General features: G+C 48.2%; 15 protein-coding genes. 9 read left to right on the top strand and 6 right to left on the bottom strand.

All coding sequences use genetic code 11. The features are described from left to right. The 3 genes from treZ to EPO18_RS08370 all read right to left on the bottom strand — a co-directional run. On the bottom strand, positions 1-1,792 hold a 1,792-nt coding region (gene treZ / locus EPO18_RS08380), incomplete at its 3' end, for a malto-oligosyltrehalose trehalohydrolase (RefSeq protein WP_292432907.1). A 9-nt stretch (positions 1,793-1,801) separates the two neighbouring features. After that, positions 1,802-3,043 (bottom strand): glycosyltransferase, encoded by a 1,242-nt coding sequence (locus EPO18_RS08375; protein ID WP_292432906.1) that lies wholly within the window; start codon positions 3,041-3,043, stop codon positions 1,802-1,804. Next, a complete protein-coding gene (locus EPO18_RS08370; protein ID WP_292432905.1) occupies positions 3,040-3,729 on the bottom strand; it encodes a DUF5752 family protein in 690 nt (229 codons plus the stop codon). The genes EPO18_RS08375 and EPO18_RS08370 overlap by 4 nt, the downstream gene beginning before the upstream one ends. 348 nt (positions 3,730-4,077) lie before the next feature. On the opposite strand from EPO18_RS08370, the gene EPO18_RS08365 reads away from it, so the two are divergent. Genes EPO18_RS08365 through EPO18_RS08355 form a run of 3 tightly spaced genes read left to right on the top strand, consistent with a single transcriptional unit; the run spans position 4,078 to position 9,957 of the window. Then, entirely contained in the window at positions 4,078-7,044 is a 2,967-nt protein-coding gene (locus EPO18_RS08365) for a PAS domain S-box protein (RefSeq protein WP_292432904.1), read from the top strand. Then, on the top strand, positions 7,041-7,499 hold the full coding sequence (locus EPO18_RS08360; protein ID WP_292432903.1) for a response regulator: 459 nt from the start codon (positions 7,041-7,043) through the stop codon (positions 7,497-7,499). The genes EPO18_RS08365 and EPO18_RS08360 overlap by 4 nt, the downstream gene beginning before the upstream one ends. A gap of 4 nt (positions 7,500-7,503) precedes the next feature. After that, positions 7,504-9,957: an EAL domain-containing protein gene (locus tag EPO18_RS08355; RefSeq protein WP_292432902.1), complete on the top strand. Its 2,454-nt coding sequence runs from the start codon at positions 7,504-7,506 to the stop codon at positions 9,955-9,957. A gap of 550 nt (positions 9,958-10,507) precedes the next feature. Here EPO18_RS08355 and EPO18_RS08350 read toward each other — a convergent pair. Then, the gene (locus EPO18_RS08350; protein ID WP_292432901.1) at positions 10,508-11,101 is read right to left on the bottom strand and encodes a hypothetical protein; all 594 of its coding nucleotides are present in this window, start codon (positions 11,099-11,101) and stop codon (positions 10,508-10,510) included. Between the two features lie 309 nt (positions 11,102-11,410). Here EPO18_RS08350 and EPO18_RS08345 point away from each other — a divergent pair, with 309 nt between their 5' ends. From EPO18_RS08345 to EPO18_RS08335, 3 genes are all read left to right on the top strand, one after another. Further along, the gene (locus EPO18_RS08345; RefSeq protein ID WP_292432900.1) at positions 11,411-11,605 is read left to right on the top strand and encodes a hypothetical protein; all 195 of its coding nucleotides are present in this window, start codon (positions 11,411-11,413) and stop codon (positions 11,603-11,605) included. Between the two features lie 65 nt (positions 11,606-11,670). Further along, positions 11,671-13,032, top strand: coding sequence for a radical SAM protein (locus EPO18_RS08340; protein ID WP_292432899.1), 1,362 nt, complete (start codon positions 11,671-11,673; stop codon positions 13,030-13,032). Positions 13,033-13,093: 61 nt separating this feature from the next. Next, the gene (locus tag EPO18_RS08335) at positions 13,094-13,465 is read left to right on the top strand and encodes a hypothetical protein (protein WP_292432898.1); all 372 of its coding nucleotides are present in this window, start codon (positions 13,094-13,096) and stop codon (positions 13,463-13,465) included. Between the two features lie 173 nt (positions 13,466-13,638). On the opposite strand, the gene mscL is transcribed toward EPO18_RS08335, so the two are convergent. Both mscL and EPO18_RS08325 read right to left on the bottom strand, forming a co-directional pair. Next, entirely contained in the window at positions 13,639-14,037 is a 399-nt protein-coding gene (gene mscL / locus EPO18_RS08330; RefSeq protein WP_292432897.1) for a large-conductance mechanosensitive channel protein MscL, read from the bottom strand. 136 nt (positions 14,038-14,173) lie between these two features. Beyond that, a complete protein-coding gene (locus tag EPO18_RS08325) occupies positions 14,174-14,518 on the bottom strand; it encodes a hypothetical protein (protein WP_292432896.1) in 345 nt (114 codons plus the stop codon). Positions 14,519-15,213: 695 nt separating this feature from the next. On the opposite strand from EPO18_RS08325, the gene EPO18_RS08315 reads away from it, so the two are divergent. The 3 genes from EPO18_RS08315 to EPO18_RS08305 are packed head-to-tail and all read left to right on the top strand — an operon-like array spanning position 15,214 to position 17,551. After that, the gene (locus EPO18_RS08315) at positions 15,214-16,707 is read left to right on the top strand and encodes an amidase (RefSeq protein ID WP_292432895.1); all 1,494 of its coding nucleotides are present in this window, start codon (positions 15,214-15,216) and stop codon (positions 16,705-16,707) included. Then, positions 16,698-17,066, top strand: coding sequence for an alpha/beta fold hydrolase (locus EPO18_RS08310; RefSeq protein WP_292432894.1), 369 nt, complete (start codon positions 16,698-16,700; stop codon positions 17,064-17,066). Before EPO18_RS08315 ends, EPO18_RS08310 begins: the two co-directional genes overlap by 10 nt. Before the next feature lie 5 nt (positions 17,067-17,071). After that, positions 17,072-17,551, top strand: a complete 480-nt coding sequence (locus tag EPO18_RS08305; RefSeq protein ID WP_292432893.1) for an alpha/beta fold hydrolase — start codon at positions 17,072-17,074, stop codon at positions 17,549-17,551. Positions 17,552-17,683 lie beyond the last annotated feature (132 nt).

Here is a 17,683-nt window from a genome sequence, read left to right as displayed (position 1 = left end):
CTTGGCGCAGGTTTTTATCGACATCCGAATCACTGACAAACAACACCTCTCCATCACAAGAGCACTCAACCTTTGCCGGGTCATTGCCAAGATTTGCCGCCAGCGTTAAAGTCGAACCGTCGTTTAACCGCCATTGCACGGTTAATGCGCTATCGGCGAAAAGCCGATAATGCGCTTGTCCGACGACTATCCCCTTTATTCTTGGGGCAATATGACGATTGCGAATACGCAATAATTCCCGATGATAGTCGAGCCATTGTCGATGCGATTCCCGGTCTACTTCATCCCATGCCAATTTAGCTGCTTGGTAGGTTTGAACTGTATTAGGCAAAGGTATTTTTAACCGTGATTCAGGATCGTTAAACTCCGAAAACTTGGCAAATTCCTGCAATCGGCCCAAGTTGACTTCATCGCCCAGATCGTCGGGAAAATCTACAAAATAGGTAAACGGCTGACTACAGGCCCATTCTTGTCCCATGAACAACAACGGAAGCGACGGCGACAGCAATAAGATCGCTGTCGCCGCGCTCAAAGCGTCCGGATTGCAAAGGTTTGAGATGCGCTCGCCTAAGGCCCGGTTACCGACCTGGTCATGATTCTGTAAAAAGGATACAAAGGCTGTCAGTGGCAAATCCGAGCAAGGTTCGCCTCGCTGTTTGCTGTCCTGATAAGCGGATAGCTCGCCCTGATAAGCAAAACCTTCGGTTAAACAGCGGCCCAGATGGCGCAGAGGTTGTTGACTATAATCCTGGTAGTAGCCGGTGGTTTCGCCTGTTAACAGCACATGCAACACATGATGCAGATCGTCATTCCATTGCGCATCGAAATAACGATGCGGCAACGATGGATCGCGCCTTAAATAACAGGCGGCATTATTGTCGTTTTCCAGCACTAAATAGACAGCGCGATCATATCCCGGCCCCAAGCGGACGGCTTCGGCTAGCTCTTCCAGAAAATCCGGCGATGAGTCATCGAAAATGGCGTGTATCGCATCGAAGCGCAAACCGTCGAAATGATATTCTTCGAGCCAATACAGCGCATTATGGATAAAAAACCAGCGCACCCAGTGATGCTCGAAATTAATCGCATCGCCCCATGGCGTATGGAAACGATCTGTGAAAAATGCCGGCGCATACAGATGCAAGTAATTGCCCTCCGGGCCGAAATGGCTGTAAACCACATCGTTAAAAACCATCAGGCCCTTGGCATGCGCGGTTGCAATCAGGTCTTTAAGCTCATCGGGCGTACCGTAGTTGCTATCGGGCGCAAACGGCAACACGCCGTCATAGCCCCAATTACGTTGGCCCGGAAAGTCGGCAATAGACATTAACTGTATTGCGGTCACGCCCAAATCGGCTAGATAATCCAGGCGTTTTTTCACCCCTGCAAAAGTGCCTTCTTCAGTAAAAGTGCCGACATGCAGTTCGTAAAACACCGCCTCTTCCCAAGGCCGGCCTTTCCAGTCACGATCCTGCCATTGCCAATCATTAGGATCGATAACCTGGCTGGAACCGTGAACATCCTCAGGTTGATAGCGGGAGGCAGGATCGGGAACATAATGTTTGCCGTTGATCAGGTACTGGTAATAAAAGCCGATACCGGCCAGTTCGGTAGTAATGCCATACCAACCGTTGGCTTCAGGCGTCATTAGTAACCTGATTTCAGGCGCGCTGCCTTGCAGGCTTAATTCAACCTTGTCGGCTCCAGGCGCCCATAATCTGAAGGTAACCTTGCCATCATCCCGCAGATGAGTTCCGAAAGGCATGGCATGGCTTCGATGTACGGTTGGCATGCCCGGGGCTCAACTTAATTCGATGCGATCGACTGCGCCATGTTGTAGCGATACCATTAAAGTCAGGTATTCGCGCAATTGACGGGTTAACAGGAAGTTTTCGCGGATGAATTCTTTGGATTTAACACCCATTTCCAGCATTTTTTGCTTTTGATTAAACAGATACCGAATACGCAATGCTGCGCCTTCCGGTGTGTTGACTAGAAACCCGGTGTGGAAATTAATCACCTGCAAACGAATGCCGCCGGTGTCGCCGCCGATAACCGGCTTACCTTTCCACAGCGCTTCGGTTACGGTAAGGCCGAAACCCTCTTTAGTGGATTTTTGCAGGACAATATCCGCGAGCCGTTGTAATGCGTTAATGGTGCGGTGGGCGTCGGGCGGCAATTGCAGGACTTTGATATTGGGATCGTCGCCCGCTGCATTACGCACTTCATCAAGCACGACTTCGCCTTCAGGATCGTCGGTTGCGCTTCCGCCTGCCAGCACCAGTTGCAAGGTGGGAATGTACTTCTTGGCCAGTTTATAGGCTTCTATAACGCCTACCGGATCTTTAAACCGGTCAAAGCGCGAGATTTGCGCGATCATTGGCGCATCGCGATCTATGCTGAAGCGTGCTTGCACCGCGTCCAACTCGTCTTGAGTCAAGTCGACATTTTTATCGCTCAACGGGTCGATGCTGGGCGGAATAATATAGGAAGAATGCGGCAGCATTTGCACAAACTGCGGTAGTGAAAAAATGCTGGCCTCGTAGTCACGAACAAACCGGTCTAAAAACCGCCAGGTTCTACGATGCGGATGGCTGGCGTCGATATGGCAGCGCCAGATCCACTTGCCTTTTCTATTAGTACAATACTTTAACAGTGCAACAGGTTGCGGATCGTGAATAAAGACAAAGTCCGCTTCTTCCAGAACGGCGCGCAATTGGTTGGCATTTTGCTCGTTCACTTCCAGAAAATGATTCAGCAATGCATCGGGAATCGTGATCCTGTTACCCTGTATTGCGTTATGCATGCCTTTTGTACACTGGTAAAAATCGCTATCCCCGGTAATGACCTCCCAGCGCGTGTCGATGCCCAGTTCCCGGGTAAGCGGCACCAGTTTGTCCAATATCTCGGCAACGCCTCCGCCGACGCGGGTGGAATTAACATGAACCACAGTTTTGCCTTTCAACAGTTCCGCCAGTTGTTGCAGATGCCGAATCACATCCGCGCCGGTTACCGTTGAATAAGTCTCTAACATCGTTGTCATGACACTCGCTCCGCAAAATAATTTTGAAAAGTCGTAGCCAGTTGCTGACGTAGTTCGACCAAGGTACTGAAATAAGGATCAATACCCGTTAGCTGGTCAATTAAAGGCTGATAGCTTTCACCAAAAAAAGCCAACCATTGACGAAAGTCATCGACTTTGTTCAACGTGCGGCGGCGGGCATCGATAAAATGGTAAAAAATGCTGCTTACCGACATTGTAGAAATCAGATCCAGCATCTCACGCGGTTCGTTTAGCTCGGTACGCGTGTTAAATACGACAATTTGCGAACGAATGAATTCGAACCGTTGCACGGCATACATCCATTGCAAATACTCGCTTTCTTCCAGACGATCGTCTATATATTCCAGTAAGTGGTAGCGTAACTCTTCCATATCGCTGAATGAGGTAGGGTCAAGGACGGCCAATTGTTCAGCCAGTTTTGTATCGGAAAGACCATGACGCACCCAACTGGCAAAATCGTTGATGTACTCGCGTTCTTCAAAACGCGGCAATAACAAATTCGCCCAAAAATGGTAATACAGGCTGTCCGGGCTCAGGTTATCGAGATGATAGCGAAACTCTTTTAAAGTGCTGGCGCGCTTGTTGGTGGCAATTGCGATCAATGCACAATCTTTCAATACAAAGGGAGGGATTCCCGTTTCAGGCGCATCGTTCATAGCGTTCATGATTAACCCCCATATCTTTCTCTTGAAGCGTATTTAGCCCGCTATTGAGGCTTTATATAGGTTGAGTCGAGTTATCTTATAGTGAAAGGAGGGGAGAAAACATCAGTACAAATACTGTGTGACTGGTTATGCTTCAGAAAACAAGCAATTGAACGAATCCCAGCCCTGCAAGATAAATCAGAAGTGCTTATTGCCAAGCTGATTCAACAATGACTGTAGATGTATCGATAACCACAAGATTTGCAATAAACCTTAATAAAGTATAAGTTTCACCCAGGTGTATGAAAAAATCCTTGCACTGATTTAGCATGATGTGAAAAACGATAAACTGAAATGGTGGCAGCCACTATGAATGGTAAGTTTTTTAGCTCAAACACAGATCAGCAACGCCAGTTAATAATCCGCCAGTTCATTCTAATATGGATGCTGCTGACGCTGGCCTTGGCTACCGCCTTTTGGAGCATCTATAAAGCCCAAGAAAAATCAATGCTGGCCTTCATAGGCGATGAAGAGCGGCAGGCTATAAAAGTGAGCAGTCAATTCGTCGCCGAAGAATTGCGTATAGTGCACGACGATTTGTTTTATCTAAGAGATCAGCCGGTGTTGCATGACTGGCTCGAAAAAGAATCCCCCCAGAATTTTGACCGTTTGAGCGGCGATTTGCTTACCTTCGTTAAATATCGGGAGCTCTATGATCGTATCTTGTTTCTGGATGAACATGGACAGGAAAAGGTACGTATTGATCGGAACCAGCGGCAGCCGGTCATTGTGCCGACGAGAAAATTGCAGGACAGGTCCAACCTCTATTTTGTGGAGCAGGCGCTGACCCTGAATAAGGACTTTATCTATATTTCTCCATTCGATCTAGCCATTGAACACGATAAGATCGAGCAGCCGATCAAGCCCGTGATCCGATTCGGTACACCGGTATTCGATCAACACGGACAAAAACGCGGCATTATCCTGCTTAATTATCGGGGGCAACGGCTGATCGACCGGCTTCGGACTATTTCCCAGCAAAGTATTGGCAGCCTGTGGCTACTGAACGCCAAAGGTCATTGGCTGATAGGCGATCGCCCTGAAGACGAATGGAGCTTCATGTACCCGGACCGCAAGAATAGATTTTTCGCCGACGACTATGGCGAGGCTTGGTCCTCTATTATTGAACACCCCGAGCGACAGCAGTTCATGATCAACGGCGATTTGTTTACTTACGGCGAAATTTTGCCGAAAGCGCTATTCGGAGATATCCGCGAAAGCGTTGTTAGCGGCGATGAGCGCTGGCTATTAGTTGCCCGTGTACCGTCTGAAAAATTCTTTGCGAGAAACGTAATACAAATCAGGATACTTGCATTCATAGAATTATTTCTACTATCAGGCGTAGTCAGCTGGCTCATTGCTCACCACCGCATGCGGCGACGGCAGATAGAAGAGGAAGTGAGCGCCAGCGAGGCTCGTTTCCGCGGGTTGATCGAATCGGCGCCCGACGCCATTGTCATGGTCAATGAACAAGGGCGCATCGTATTGATCAATGCGCAGACCGAAAAATGGTTCGGCTATGCCCGCGACGAGCTGCTCGATCAACCGGTCGAATTGTTGATACCTGAGCGTTTTCAAGTAAACCACCAGAACTATCGACAAGCTTATACGAAGAACCCGGTCGTTCGTCCGATGGGAGTAGGTCTCGAATTATATGCCCGGCGCAAGGATGGCAGCAATTTCCCAGTGGAGATCAATCTGAGCCCGCTGCAGACGAAAAATGAAAAACTCGTGACCAGCATCATCCGTGATATTACGGTGCGCAAACAAGCTGAAGAAGAACGCCGCGCCAGCGAAGCCCGCTTCCGAGTGTTGCTTGAATCGGCGCCCGACGCCATTGTCATCGTCAATGAGGAAGGGAACATCGTATTGATCAATGCGCAGACCGAAAAATGGTTCGGCTATACCCGCGACGAACTGCTCGGTCAACCGGTCGAATTGTTGATACCAGAGCGTTTTCGTACACACCACCAGAGCTATCGAAAAGCTTATACGGCGAACCCGGTAGTTCGTCCAAGTGGAGTAGACCTCAATCTGTATGGCCGACGCAAGGATGGCAGCGAATTACCGGTAGAGATCAACTTAAGCCCATTGAAGATAGGGCAGGAGCTATTCGTAATCAGCATTATTCGGGATATCACGGCCCGCAAGCAATCCGAACAGGCGCAGCGCGAGGCGCAAGCCAAGTATCAAGAGCTTGTCAACAATCTACGGGTTGGCGTTTATCGCCACACATTGGCGAGCGGATGCTTCCAGGAAATCAATCCAGCCTTAGTAGCCATGTTCGAAGCAGAGTCAGCCGAGCAATTACAGACACACCCTATAGTCGATTTGTGTCGTGATGAGGGCTGCTGGCAAGTGTTTATCGATAAAATCAATCAGCAGGGATTTGTCGATAACGAAGAGATACAGCTGGTTACTCTAAAGGATCGCGAGTTTTCTGCATCCGTTACCGCCGTTATGAAAAAAGACAGCACCGGCAATATTTATTATGACGGCATCATCGAAGATATCAGCGAGCGCAAAGAAACCGAACATCATATCCAGCAACTGAATACCGCGTTGCGTGAGCGGGCCACGGTTCTCGAATCGGTTAACCACGAACTCGAAGCCTTCAGTTATTCAGTTTCCCACGATTTGCGCGCGCCTTTGCGCGCTGTGGACGGTTTTAGCCGTATCCTGCTTGATGAATACGCCGACCAGCTGGATGACACGGGTCAGGACCGTTTAAAACGGATACGTGCCGCCGCTCAGCGCATGGCGATGCTGATTGATGACATGCTCAAACTGTCGCGCATCACTCGGTCTGAACTAAAGCGCGAAGACATCGATTTAAGCACGATTGCAGGCGAGGTCATGGATGAATTGCGCAAGCAGGAGCCGAGCCGAGTCTTACAGTGTACGATACAACCCGGGATAATCGCCTGGGGCGATGCCCGGCTATTACGTATCGTGCTGGACAATCTGCTGGGCAATGCCTGGAAGTTCACCAGCAAACGGCCGGATGCGCAGATTGAATTCGGCATGCAAAAGCGGGACGATGAAACGGTCTATTTCGTGCGCGACAATGGCGCGGGCTTCGATATGGCGTATGCCGAAAAATTGTTCGGCGCTTTCCAGCGCCTGCACGAGACCAGCGAATTTCCCGGCACAGGCATTGGCTTGGCCACCGCGCAACGGATTATTCACAAACACGGCGGGCGTATTTGGGCCGAAAGTGAGGTCGAACAGGGAGCGGCCTTTTATTTTACATTGGAAGCTCGGGAGAATTTATGAATAGTAAGACCATTCTTTTAGTAGAAGACAACCCTGATGATGAAGAGCTTACCTTGCATGCCTTCGAGAAGAATAATATCAACAATACTATAATCGTGGCGCGCAACGGCGCCGACGCATTGGATTACCTGTTTGGCACGGGGACTTATGCCGGACGCGATCCCCACGATCTGCCTTTGGTTGTGCTGCTGGATTTGAAGTTGCCCAAAATCGATGGTCTGGAAGTGCTGCGTCGAATCCGAGCCAATCATGAAACCCGATTGCTGCCGGTCGTGCTGTTGACCTCATCCAATGAAGATGAGGACAGGCTCAAAGGTTATATGCTGGGCGCCAACAGTTATGTCCGCAAGCCGGTCGACTTCGACGAATTCATTCAGGCAGCCGGTCAACTGGGAATTTACTGGATAATGCTCAATCAACCGCCACCCCATTGTCCGGATTGTAGAAAAAGGTGATGTTATGCTGAAGCGGATAAATACGACACAGCCATTGCGGACACTGATTGTTGAAGACTCTGAAGATGATACTTTGCTGTTAGTGGATCAATTGGAGATGGAAGGAGGGAGGTCTGTCGATTGGCAGCGGGTTGATACCGAAAAGGCCCTAACCGAAGCACTGCAACAGCATTGGGATATTGTGCTGTCCGATTATACGATGCCGCACTTAAGCGGTATGCGGGCTCTTGAAGTGGTCAGGCAGCATGACCTCGATCTTCCTTTCATCTTTGTGTCGGGTACGATTGGTGAAAATACGGCTGTGAAAGCGATGAAGTCCGGCGCCCAAGACTACGTTATGAAAGGTAATCTGTCTCGCCTGATGCCGGCTGTGGCGCGAGAACTTGAAGAAGCGCAGCAGCGCAGGCAACGTCGTCAGGCCGAACAAAGGGTGCGCAAACTGTCCCTGGTAGTGGAGCAAGCGGCCGACAGTGTCCTTATCACCGATCCCAACGGCCTCGTTGAGTATGTCAATCCGGCCTTTGAGCGAATGACCGGCTACGGGCGGGATGAGATCATAGGTAATAAGCCTTCATTATTGAAATCCGGCCGGCATGATCAGGCTTTTTATCACGCTATCTGGGAAACAGTGACCAAGGGCGAAATATTCAGCGGAACCTTGATCAATCGCAGAAAGAATGGCGAGTTGTTTTATGAAGAGAAAGTCATCGCGCCCTTGAAGGACGAGCAGGGGCATGTGACCCATCTGGTTTCCACGGGACGCGATATTACAGAACGCGTAAAAGCCGATGAAGCGCGCGCCCAGCTGGTCGCTATTCTGGAAGCTACGACTGACTTAGTCGCGATTCTCGATCCCGATGGTTGTCTTCATTATCTCAATAATGCCGGCTATCGCTTGCTTGGCTTCGATCCCAAGTTGGATCTCAGCAAATTTTGTTTAACAGAGCTGTTTCCCGAACGCATAAAGCAGCAATTGCAGAGCGAAGCATGGCCCATTGCCTACCGTACAGGCAGTTGGTCCGGGGAAACCGCATTGCGGCGTATGGACGAGATAGAAGTCCCGGTATCGCAAGTTCTGCTGGTGCATCGCGACGCAGCCGGTAAAGTCGAATATTTGTCTACGATTGCCCGCGATATTTCCGAGCGTAAACGTTTTGAAGCCGAATTGCAGCATCAGGCTACCCACGATACTCTGACCGGCCTGCCGAACCGGATTTTGCTGATGGACCGGTTGAGCGCAGAAGTGGAACGCGCCCGGCACGCCAATAATTCCGTTGCGGTATTGTTTCTGGATATCGATAACTTTAAACGGATCAATGACAGCATGGGGCATACGATCGGCGATGCCTTACTCCAACACATTGCCGATAGACTGAAGGCCGCTTTGCGCCCTAACGATACGATTGCCCGCCACGGCGGCGACGAGTTTGCGGTAATAGCGGGCGATTTGCCGCGCTCGGAAAACGTATTAGCCGTGTTGCGCAAGATTTATTCCGCTTTTGAGCGCCCGATGTCATTAGGCGCGCAGGAAGCCTACATCACCTTCTGTACCGGTATCGCAATCTATCCGAACGATGGCGCCGACGTCGAAGAATTATTGCGCAATGCCGGCACGGCCATGTACCGGGCCGTCATAGCGGGGCATAACCAGTACCGTTTTTATGCACCGGAGATGAATGCGCGCAGCCATGAACTGCTGACGCTGGAAACCGACCTGCGTCTGGCTTTTAAGCGTAATGAGTTTGTTGCCTATTACCAACCTCAGGTAGAGCTTAGCACCGGCCGTATTATCGCCATGGAAGGGCTAATCCGCTGGCAGCATCCGCAACGTGGTTTGATATCGCCGGGCGACTTTGTATCGATGCTGGAAGAGTCCGGTTTGATCATGCCTGTGGGAGAATGGATGTTGAGCCAAGCCTGCGCCGAGTATAAGGAAATGGGGCTTCACAACATGCGTATTTCCGTTAATGTGTCGGCTTCCCAGTTCAACGACCCCGGACTGTTACGTAAAATAAGCCGTATCATGAAGCAGGAAAACATGCCCTCGAATGCGCTGGAGCTGGAAGTGACTGAAAATATCGTTATGCAGGATCCGGCAGCTGCGGCTGATACCTTAAAGAAATTACGGACTTTGGGTGTTCGCATTGCCATAGACGACTTTGGCACAGGCTATTCATCGCTGTCCTACCTCAAGCGTTTCCCGCTGGACGCGCTTAAGATCGATCAGAGCTTTGTGCGTGACCTGACCCACGATACTAACGATGCAGCCATCGTTGAGGCCAGCATTACGCTGGGTAAAAAGCTCGGTCTCGAAGTCGTCGCTGAAGGCGTAGAAACTAAAGAGCAATTCGAGTTCCTGCGCGCCCATGGCTGTGATTTGGCTCAGGGCTACTATGTTAGCCGTCCTTTGAGTAAGATCGAATTGATCGATCTGTTACAGGAAGAACGGCGCTGGTGAATAGTGTATAGAGCCAAGGTACGCGTAATGCAAGAACTCAAGACCCGGCACTTTTAATTTAACTGATGTTACGCACTGTCCACGAAAAACACGAAAGGCACGAAAAATATCAGCCCTGGATTCGCCGTTGACGGCGTCATATCCGGCATTCTTCACATCCCTTTCGAGGTTCTTGAGACAATTTTATTCCAGACTCTATTCGGTCATTCAGTTAAGGAAAAAGCATTAGTCGGGAAACAAGCTGATCGGCAGACCTTCCAGGTTTTGAAAACCTGGAAGGTCTAAGCGGCAACGTTCTGAACAGGCGGGACGTTTCGAACGGACCAACAATCTCCCGTCCGGCTGGATAGACTTTGCTGATGGTGTTTTTGGGATCGTTTTTTCGTGCTTTTTGTGCCTTTCGTGGACGATGCTTTTTTATCATGCGCCTATGCGTAACATCAGTTAATTTAAGTTGCTGCCAGTTCGACGCTGCTTTGATTGAGATTCATAAATCGGTTAATGAGTGTATTCCGCCTACCGTTTGATATTTAAAGCGGCAGGCAAAACACTACGCAATCTCATCCGCCTTTTGCGTTCTCACCCATAGCGCGAAGGTCATCATCGCCCAGCCACGGATGGCAATTTCGGTATTCAGGCATAGGGATATGAACCAGCCTTCGCCGGTAGGCCATTCCATCCAGATTAAAAATCCCATGACGATCGATAGCAAACCGCCAAATGTCGTGGCAAAGGTGTGGGGTAGTCGCAAAGCATGAGCCAGCGCAATGCGAACGATACCGCGTACAATTAAAAATGCCGCGATCATCATGCTAAAACGGGAAGGTTCTTCGGTTACGCTGAGGATAATCAAGCCGCCGATCACTGCATCCAGCACCCCGACTTGCAGATTTTGGAGAAAATCTCGCGTTTCCTTGGAAAGAACCGCATCGAGACATTCCAGCAAGCCGAGGGACAAAATAACCATGCCGCTGACCGGAAGCCAGGAAAGATGGCGCGCGGTCAGGACAATAGCATTAGGATTGAGTGTGCTGGCTATTGCCAGAATAACGCCGGTCAATACAATAAGCGCGCCTTGCACCAGCAGACGCCGCCAATCCATTTCGAAACGTTCGTAAGAAAACAGTTTTTCGAGTAAATTCATGTTGTTTTTTCCTCATCAATGAATTTAATAAAGCGTCTAATGTAAATTTATTTATTTTCCGCATTTTTCTATGACGTGTCATTATTGTTTCTTAGATTCAAATATGGGTTGAAAATAGAAGCGGTGTTCAGGTCTTTCATTGTGCATTAGCCCGGTAGATCGAGCATGCTGTGTTCATGCCCGACATTTTAGCAGCCGAAAATGAAATAGGGTGGTCAAATCTAAAAACCGTTGCTATATTGAAAAATGGAAATGCCGGGCATAAACACAGCATACCCGACCTACGAAACTTTAACAGAGGAGAAAATTATGACGAATGAGAAATCAAATGAGACTAATAATACAGAAGTGCGTCAAGAGGGTGATCGGCTTGTGATTACGCTCCCGATGCCCAAGAGTAAGACTGTTCAGCATGTTGCTAACGTAATTCAGAAAATTCGTACAGGCTGCCCGGAAGGCGGTGCATGTATGGAACCTACGGATGATTTAGCTGAAATATTATAGGGAATTTTCTAAATCCTCTTGTCTTCTTCGTAAGGAAAGACGGTTTAGATTAAGGTAGAGATGGTATGTGGAAGTTTCTTGATTATAACTACATTTTTGACGGTGCTTCGGATCGCCTATTTAAGGTGGATGAAGAGGTATATGATTTTATGCAGAACTGCATTGCGGATAACCCAAACAATGAAGTTATATTCGAAGGCTTAGATAATATGATCTATCGGCCATTCGCTCATGAAAATAAACGCGAAGAGAAGAATGATAAAGATATTGGGTTAACAAAGGTTGTTATAAATATAACGGACAAATGCAATCTACGGTGTTCTTATTGTGTTTACCCTAATGACCCAAGTCGTGATCACCAAATAAGTGGCCGCTCAATAGAACCAGAGAAAATTGACGACCTTATTTCATTTCTCTCTAGTTCCATGCTGAAAAACACCCAAATATCTTTTTTTGGTGGGGAGCCGATATACCGCTTCAGTCATATAAAAAGAATTATTATCGGTCTCGCCGAGGCTCGTCCGGACTGGGAAAAAATATTTACTGCGACAAGTAATTTTACGGTTATGTCTCATGAGGTATTGAAGTTTTTTGTCGATAATAATGGTTTTCTTATGGCTAGTATCGATGGGCCGCGCCACATACACGACTGTAACCGTCCAACACATGACGGCAAGGGTTCGCATGAAAGGGCGCATAAATGGTTGCGTTACCTGATCGATACATTTCCTTTATATGCATCGACTAACTTGGCTGTAAACTGTGTTATGACCGATGATAATTTTGATGAAATAAATAAATATTTTCATGAGACATATCCGGAAATTTATAACAAAAGGTTTACTGTTGCTACTGCAAGTGCTTATAACTCTTTGCTTGAGTCTGACATGTATAGGATCAAGCTTAATTTATCTTATTGGGTGGAAAAACGATTATCAGAGCTTGAGAAACTAGAAGATATTTTGTCAAATCCCCTCCTGCTTAGTTTCTGTAAGAGAATTCTTATTCCGATTATGTCTAGGGGGAATATGACTGATGGATCTAAGAGGTTCACTTCATGCCGCTCAGGACAGAAACTATTTGTCAATTCGGATATGTCTTTTGGGGTTTGCCAAACTGTGAATGAACAATATAGCGGTGATGTTGATTCCTATATCATGGCAAAATTTAATATGTCTAAAGAATTTTCAGACATGCTTGAAAATAGGTGCAGATATTGTTCTTCCGCGCCAATGTGTAATATCTGTTATGCAGCTGTTTGGGATGGGAAAGGTTTATCTCGTCAGAAATTGGATAGTTACTGTTTGCGTTTTCGCGATGAATCAACCAGATGGCTGAATGCATACGTTGGTTTGATTGAACGGCACGAGAATGCGGTTGAAAGGCTGCAAAATATATTGACACAAGAGTCGGAAGCATTTGCCTAAGAAAAAACAAAGATGGGGTCATTAGTTTTACGGTAGATGGCTCACGCTATGGAGGTTAAAAATGGAGAATTCAAAACATATCGCAGGGTTGATCGGTCCTAGTCTTATTGCGATCACTATATCCGAAGCGTTGAATGTTCATATCTGGGCCGCCAATATTGCTCCTGCTATTCATCTCAATGGCACCTTATTGTTTGTTGCCGGTCTTTCAATTGTCCGTGCTCATAATCATTGGATTCGCGGTTGGCCTGTAATCGTAACTCTCGTGGGCTGGTTCGCAATTCTCGCCGGCTTGTTGCGGATGTTTGTTCCGGAGCTATATCTACAGAGCGTTCAAAATGCCTCCGCCGGGATGTTGATTGCATCGATAATGATCGTTTGTGTAATCGGCATTTATTTGACTTTCAAAGCCTATGGCCGAGAAGATAGTTAACGCTGTAAGGGGATTCGCGGCAGCAATCCGCCACGGCCATGATGATTTAACCTGATTTCCTCTTGGGCTTTTGCAAGCGGAGATATACGGTTTGCTGCCGTGCGCTTTAAAACATAAGGTAGAGTAAAGAGCAGGCGGGAACTTGCCCTCTACTCTACCTTGGGTCTGTCCGATTATTTTCTTTCCTTGAGCAAATCCCGAATTTCGGTTAATAGCCGTTCTTCATTGGAAGGTTCCGGAGTGACTGTAGCAGCTTCTTTTTTCTTAAGTCTATTGATGAACTTTATCGCCATAAAAATAACAAAGGCAATAATCATAAAATCAACCAGTGTTTGAATAAAATTGCCGTAATTAAGCGTTACGGCAGGAGTGTTTCCAGCTGCTTCTTTTAGGGTAAATGCCAGCTTGGTAAAATCCATGCCGCCGATTAATACGCCAATCGGCGGCATGAATACATCCGCAACAAGGGAGGAAATAACTTTGCCGAAAGCGGCGCCCACAATAATGCCCACGGCCATATCGATCGCATTGCCCTTGACGGCGAATTCTTTAAACTCTTGTAATATGCCCATAATCGTATCCTTTATTTTTTATTGCGTCCTTAGACAGAAAGCCTGGGGACTGAGTGGATGGAGGGTTCCAGGTTAAGGTTCCTTGCTTGTTCGGCCTTGAAAATTATAGCTCCCAGTATCAGCCTCGCCGATACATTTACTTTGTGTGTCCTTGCATCTTTTGTTGGCGGTGTTGCATCATTTGAGCATGGTGCGCTTTCATGAGTTCCAATTGCTGGTTTTTTAACGTTTCTTTTTTGGCGGGGTCTTTCTCTGACAAAATCTGATTTGAGAGGTCATGCATTTTTAGCATGTGTTCCTGCATAGCGCGCAAATGTTCATTTTTTTGTTCTTCAGTCATTTCACCCATCATGCCCATACCATGATGCATACCCATTTCTTTCATTGGCTCGTCGGTTTTTTGCGGTTCAGCAGCGGAACATATCATGCTTATAGGTAACAACAGCAATAGGGCGGCAGTTGATTTATATATATGTTTCATCGGGATTACCTTTTGAAGTAGTGTTGAATGGGAGTTAATTGTACGTAAGTTCAGATCCTGCAGAAGTAAAAAGTTTGCTATTGGCGAACGAATAAACAACATCGCTGATTATAGATCTATTTCATTACATTTCAATAAGTTAAAACGACTAAAGAAGCTGTTTTAGCGCACATGGCCGGCTACCAGCGCAAACAAAGCATTCTCTGTGTATCAATGCAGTGCAGATCGACCAATGATTTTCAAGGCAGTCTGTTAGAGGGAAATGCCTCATTGCTGGACACAACGTTGTCTTCGAGCTGTGATTTCAAACCGTAGGTTATAAAGGACAAGGCTTCCGAGGTATAACAAAGCCTGCAATAGGGTGCGAATTCGGTTTCTTTAGTGTCAGCCAATATAACTATTTATCGCCAGTGGACTACGAAATGCAGCTAAAATCTGCTTAGGAACATGCATAAATTAACTTAAGCAATTACCATGAAGCGCATGAAGGACATGAAGACTTAAATCCTTCATGCCCTTCATGCGCTTCATGGTTTAAAAATAAAACGTGCTCAAGTTATTTCGTGTACGTTCCTTAACTTTGTATCCGAAAAAGTGTTGACACCTCAGGCGTTGCTTTCATTCCTATGAAATTCACCTTCAAGGCTGAGATCAAGACAGAGAGAAAACCAAATACCGGCACTCAGGAGAGATTAATGAATCAATTCGGCGATTACGAGAAATTCGATGCATTGGGTTTAGCGAAACTGGTCAAGGATCGCGAGGTTTCCGCTCACGAGTTATTGGCGGAAGCGAAGGCCCGTCTGGCGAAGTTTAATCCTATGATCAATGCGGTCATTTCGCCGATGGATTCGCTGGCGGAGTCATTGATCGAAAAATTGGATACGAGCAGCCCGTTTGCAGGTGTGCCTTTCTTGGTGAAAGACCTGATGCTGCCTTTCGCCGGTTTTCCTATGTCGAACGGCAGCATCGCGATGAAAGACTATCTACCGCCCGAAGACGGTGAAATGGCCAAGCGGCTGAATGCTTCCGGTCTGATTACCTTTGGCAAGACCAGCACTTCTGAGTTGGGCGCATCCGCTCTGACTAACACGGCAGCGTTTGGCGAAACCAAGAATCCTTGGGATTTAACCCGCAATTCCGGCGGTTCCAGCGGCGGCAGTTCCGCTGCGGTGGCGGCCAGGATTGTGCCTATGGCGTATTCCAGCGACGGCGGCGGTTCGATTCGCCTGCCGGCCTCGTACTGCGGGATTTTTGGTTTCAAGCCATCAAGGGGACTGAATAAGTTCGAAGACCTGACTCGCGCTTGGGCCGGAGCGGTAGTGACTCATGTTTCCACGCTCAGCGTGCGCGACAGCGCGGCTTACCTGGACCTTGTAAACGGTCACACCGACCACGGCTATTCGATTGCCAATCCGGCGCAACATACCTATCTCAATGCGGTGACGCGCCCGCCCAAGCGCTTGAGGATTGCACTCATTACACGGGCTCCGACCGGCACTGGCGTACAGGCTGAATGTATTAATGCCGCAAGATTGGCCGCGAAACACTGCGAGGCGCTCGGGCATCAAGTCGAAGAATCGGACTGGAATTTTGACGGTGTAGAATTAATGCGCGCGTTCATCACCATTGTGTTCCGTTATACGTCCAGGGATGTAGGAAACGTGGCGAAACTGCTCAATATCGAGCAGCAAAATCTCGCGATTGAGTTGAATACCCGGTTTATGGCAATGGTCGGCAGCGGCATCCGCGACGAACAGGTACAGCAGGCGCTGACGGTTTGGAAGCAGGTATCGGATAGGTTGTCTGATTTTTATCAGCGCTATGACGTGATTCTCACGCCGACCGTAGCGACTCCACCTTTGCGTTCGGATGCGTTTGATCCCAATGCTCTGGAAAAGCTGTTAATGCACGGGCTGATCGCAACCGGGTTTGCAAAGAAGATGTTTTCCAATGCGTTTATCGACGTAATCATCCATAAGGCATTGTACCAGACGCCTTTCACGCCGATTGCCAATGCGACAGGGCAGCCCGCCATGTCCGTGCCGCTGTATTGGGGCAACGACGGCTTGCCGCATGGCGCCCAGTTTATGGCCACCGAAGGCAATGATCGTCTATTGTTCCAATTGGCAGCGCAGCTCGAATTGGAGCATCCCTGGAAACACAAGGTACCGCCACTATGCCGTTAACAAAACGTACATTGGAATATCGCCAATTCGGCGCCGAAGATGGACAACTGGTGGTTTATTTCCACGGTACTCCCGGCGCGCCTGAAGAATGCGCCGTGTTTGATCGATACGGAAAAGAACACAACCTGACTTTTATCAGTTATGACCGTTTCTCAGTTGATCCCGGTCTGAAAGGTGCTGCCTATTATCAGCATCTGGCCGATGAAATTTCTGATAAAGCCGCCGGAAACGCAGTAAATTTGATTGGATTTTCAATGGGAGGCTTTATCGCACTGCAAGTATGTCGCCGGATTGGAGGCAATGTGCGGAACCTGCATCTGGTTTCTGCAGCCCCGCACCGTTGGACGCGGGAAATCTAATCGACATGGCGGCAGGAAAGTCCGTTTTCCGTCTGGCTCAACAGCATCCTTTTGCATTTCATCTGCTGGTCCGCGTGCAAGGTTTGATTGCTTCAGCTTGTCCCAGCCTGGTGTTTCATATGATGTTTGCGAACGCTGCCGGCGAAGACAAGAGATTGGCCTCCAGCAGGGAGTTTCAAAGCGCTATTACCAAAATATTGAAACTGTGTTTTACCCGTCATGCGCTAGGTTATGCGCGAGACATCAGGGCTTATGTCCAGCCTTGGAAAGACACGCTTTCCGGCATCGGCGCCAATACGCATATCTGGCACGGAGCGGAGGACAACTGGTCGCCGGTCGCTATGGCGGAATATTTGGCATCGGCAATTCCCGGCTGCACCTCGACCGAAATATTTAACGGCCTGTCGCACTATTCATGCTTTTATCGGGCGGCGCCAGAAATATGCCGTCAGCTAGGAGCGACCTCTGGCGACCGGCGCGAGTAACCCAGTAAGGAAGAATCCTATCAGTAACCCCGCTCATAACGTTTCCGCGATGCCTAGTAAAGTGGTTAAGCTTAATAAACGCAAAACGTTCCGGACGGGGCAAGCTGTTGACCAACCTAAGCGACCGATCAA

This window comes from Methylobacter sp. (assembly GCF_004322395.1).
Taxonomy (GTDB): Bacteria; Pseudomonadota; Gammaproteobacteria; order Methylococcales; family Methylomonadaceae; genus Methylobacter_A.
Note: the sequence above shows the minus strand (reverse complement) of the source record. Positions and strands in the feature narration are given on the sequence as shown.

Coding starts and splice junctions, on each gene's coding strand:
- mscL (WP_292432897.1), bottom strand. CDS start 14,037: ATGGGCATATTACAAGAGTTTAAAGAATTCGCCGTCAAGGGCAATGCG.
- EPO18_RS08340 (WP_292432899.1), top strand. CDS start 11,671: ATGTGGAAGTTTCTTGATTATAACTACATTTTTGACGGTGCTTCGGAT.
- EPO18_RS08370 (WP_292432905.1), bottom strand. CDS start 3,729: ATGAACGCTATGAACGATGCGCCTGAAACGGGAATCCCTCCCTTTGTA.
- EPO18_RS08350 (WP_292432901.1), bottom strand. CDS start 11,101: ATGAATTTACTCGAAAAACTGTTTTCTTACGAACGTTTCGAAATGGAT.
- EPO18_RS08310 (WP_292432894.1), top strand. CDS start 16,698: ATGCCGTTAACAAAACGTACATTGGAATATCGCCAATTCGGCGCCGAA.
- EPO18_RS08305 (WP_292432893.1), top strand. CDS start 17,072: ATGGCGGCAGGAAAGTCCGTTTTCCGTCTGGCTCAACAGCATCCTTTT.
- EPO18_RS08360 (WP_292432903.1), top strand. CDS start 7,041: ATGAATAGTAAGACCATTCTTTTAGTAGAAGACAACCCTGATGATGAA.
- EPO18_RS08375 (WP_292432906.1), bottom strand. CDS start 3,043: ATGACAACGATGTTAGAGACTTATTCAACGGTAACCGGCGCGGATGTG.
- EPO18_RS08325 (WP_292432896.1), bottom strand. CDS start 14,518: ATGAAACATATATATAAATCAACTGCCGCCCTATTGCTGTTGTTACCT.
- EPO18_RS08355 (WP_292432902.1), top strand. CDS start 7,504: ATGCTGAAGCGGATAAATACGACACAGCCATTGCGGACACTGATTGTT.
- EPO18_RS08335 (WP_292432898.1), top strand. CDS start 13,094: ATGGAGAATTCAAAACATATCGCAGGGTTGATCGGTCCTAGTCTTATT.
- EPO18_RS08345 (WP_292432900.1), top strand. CDS start 11,411: ATGACGAATGAGAAATCAAATGAGACTAATAATACAGAAGTGCGTCAA.
- EPO18_RS08315 (WP_292432895.1), top strand. CDS start 15,214: ATGAATCAATTCGGCGATTACGAGAAATTCGATGCATTGGGTTTAGCG.
- EPO18_RS08365 (WP_292432904.1), top strand. CDS start 4,078: ATGAATGGTAAGTTTTTTAGCTCAAACACAGATCAGCAACGCCAGTTA.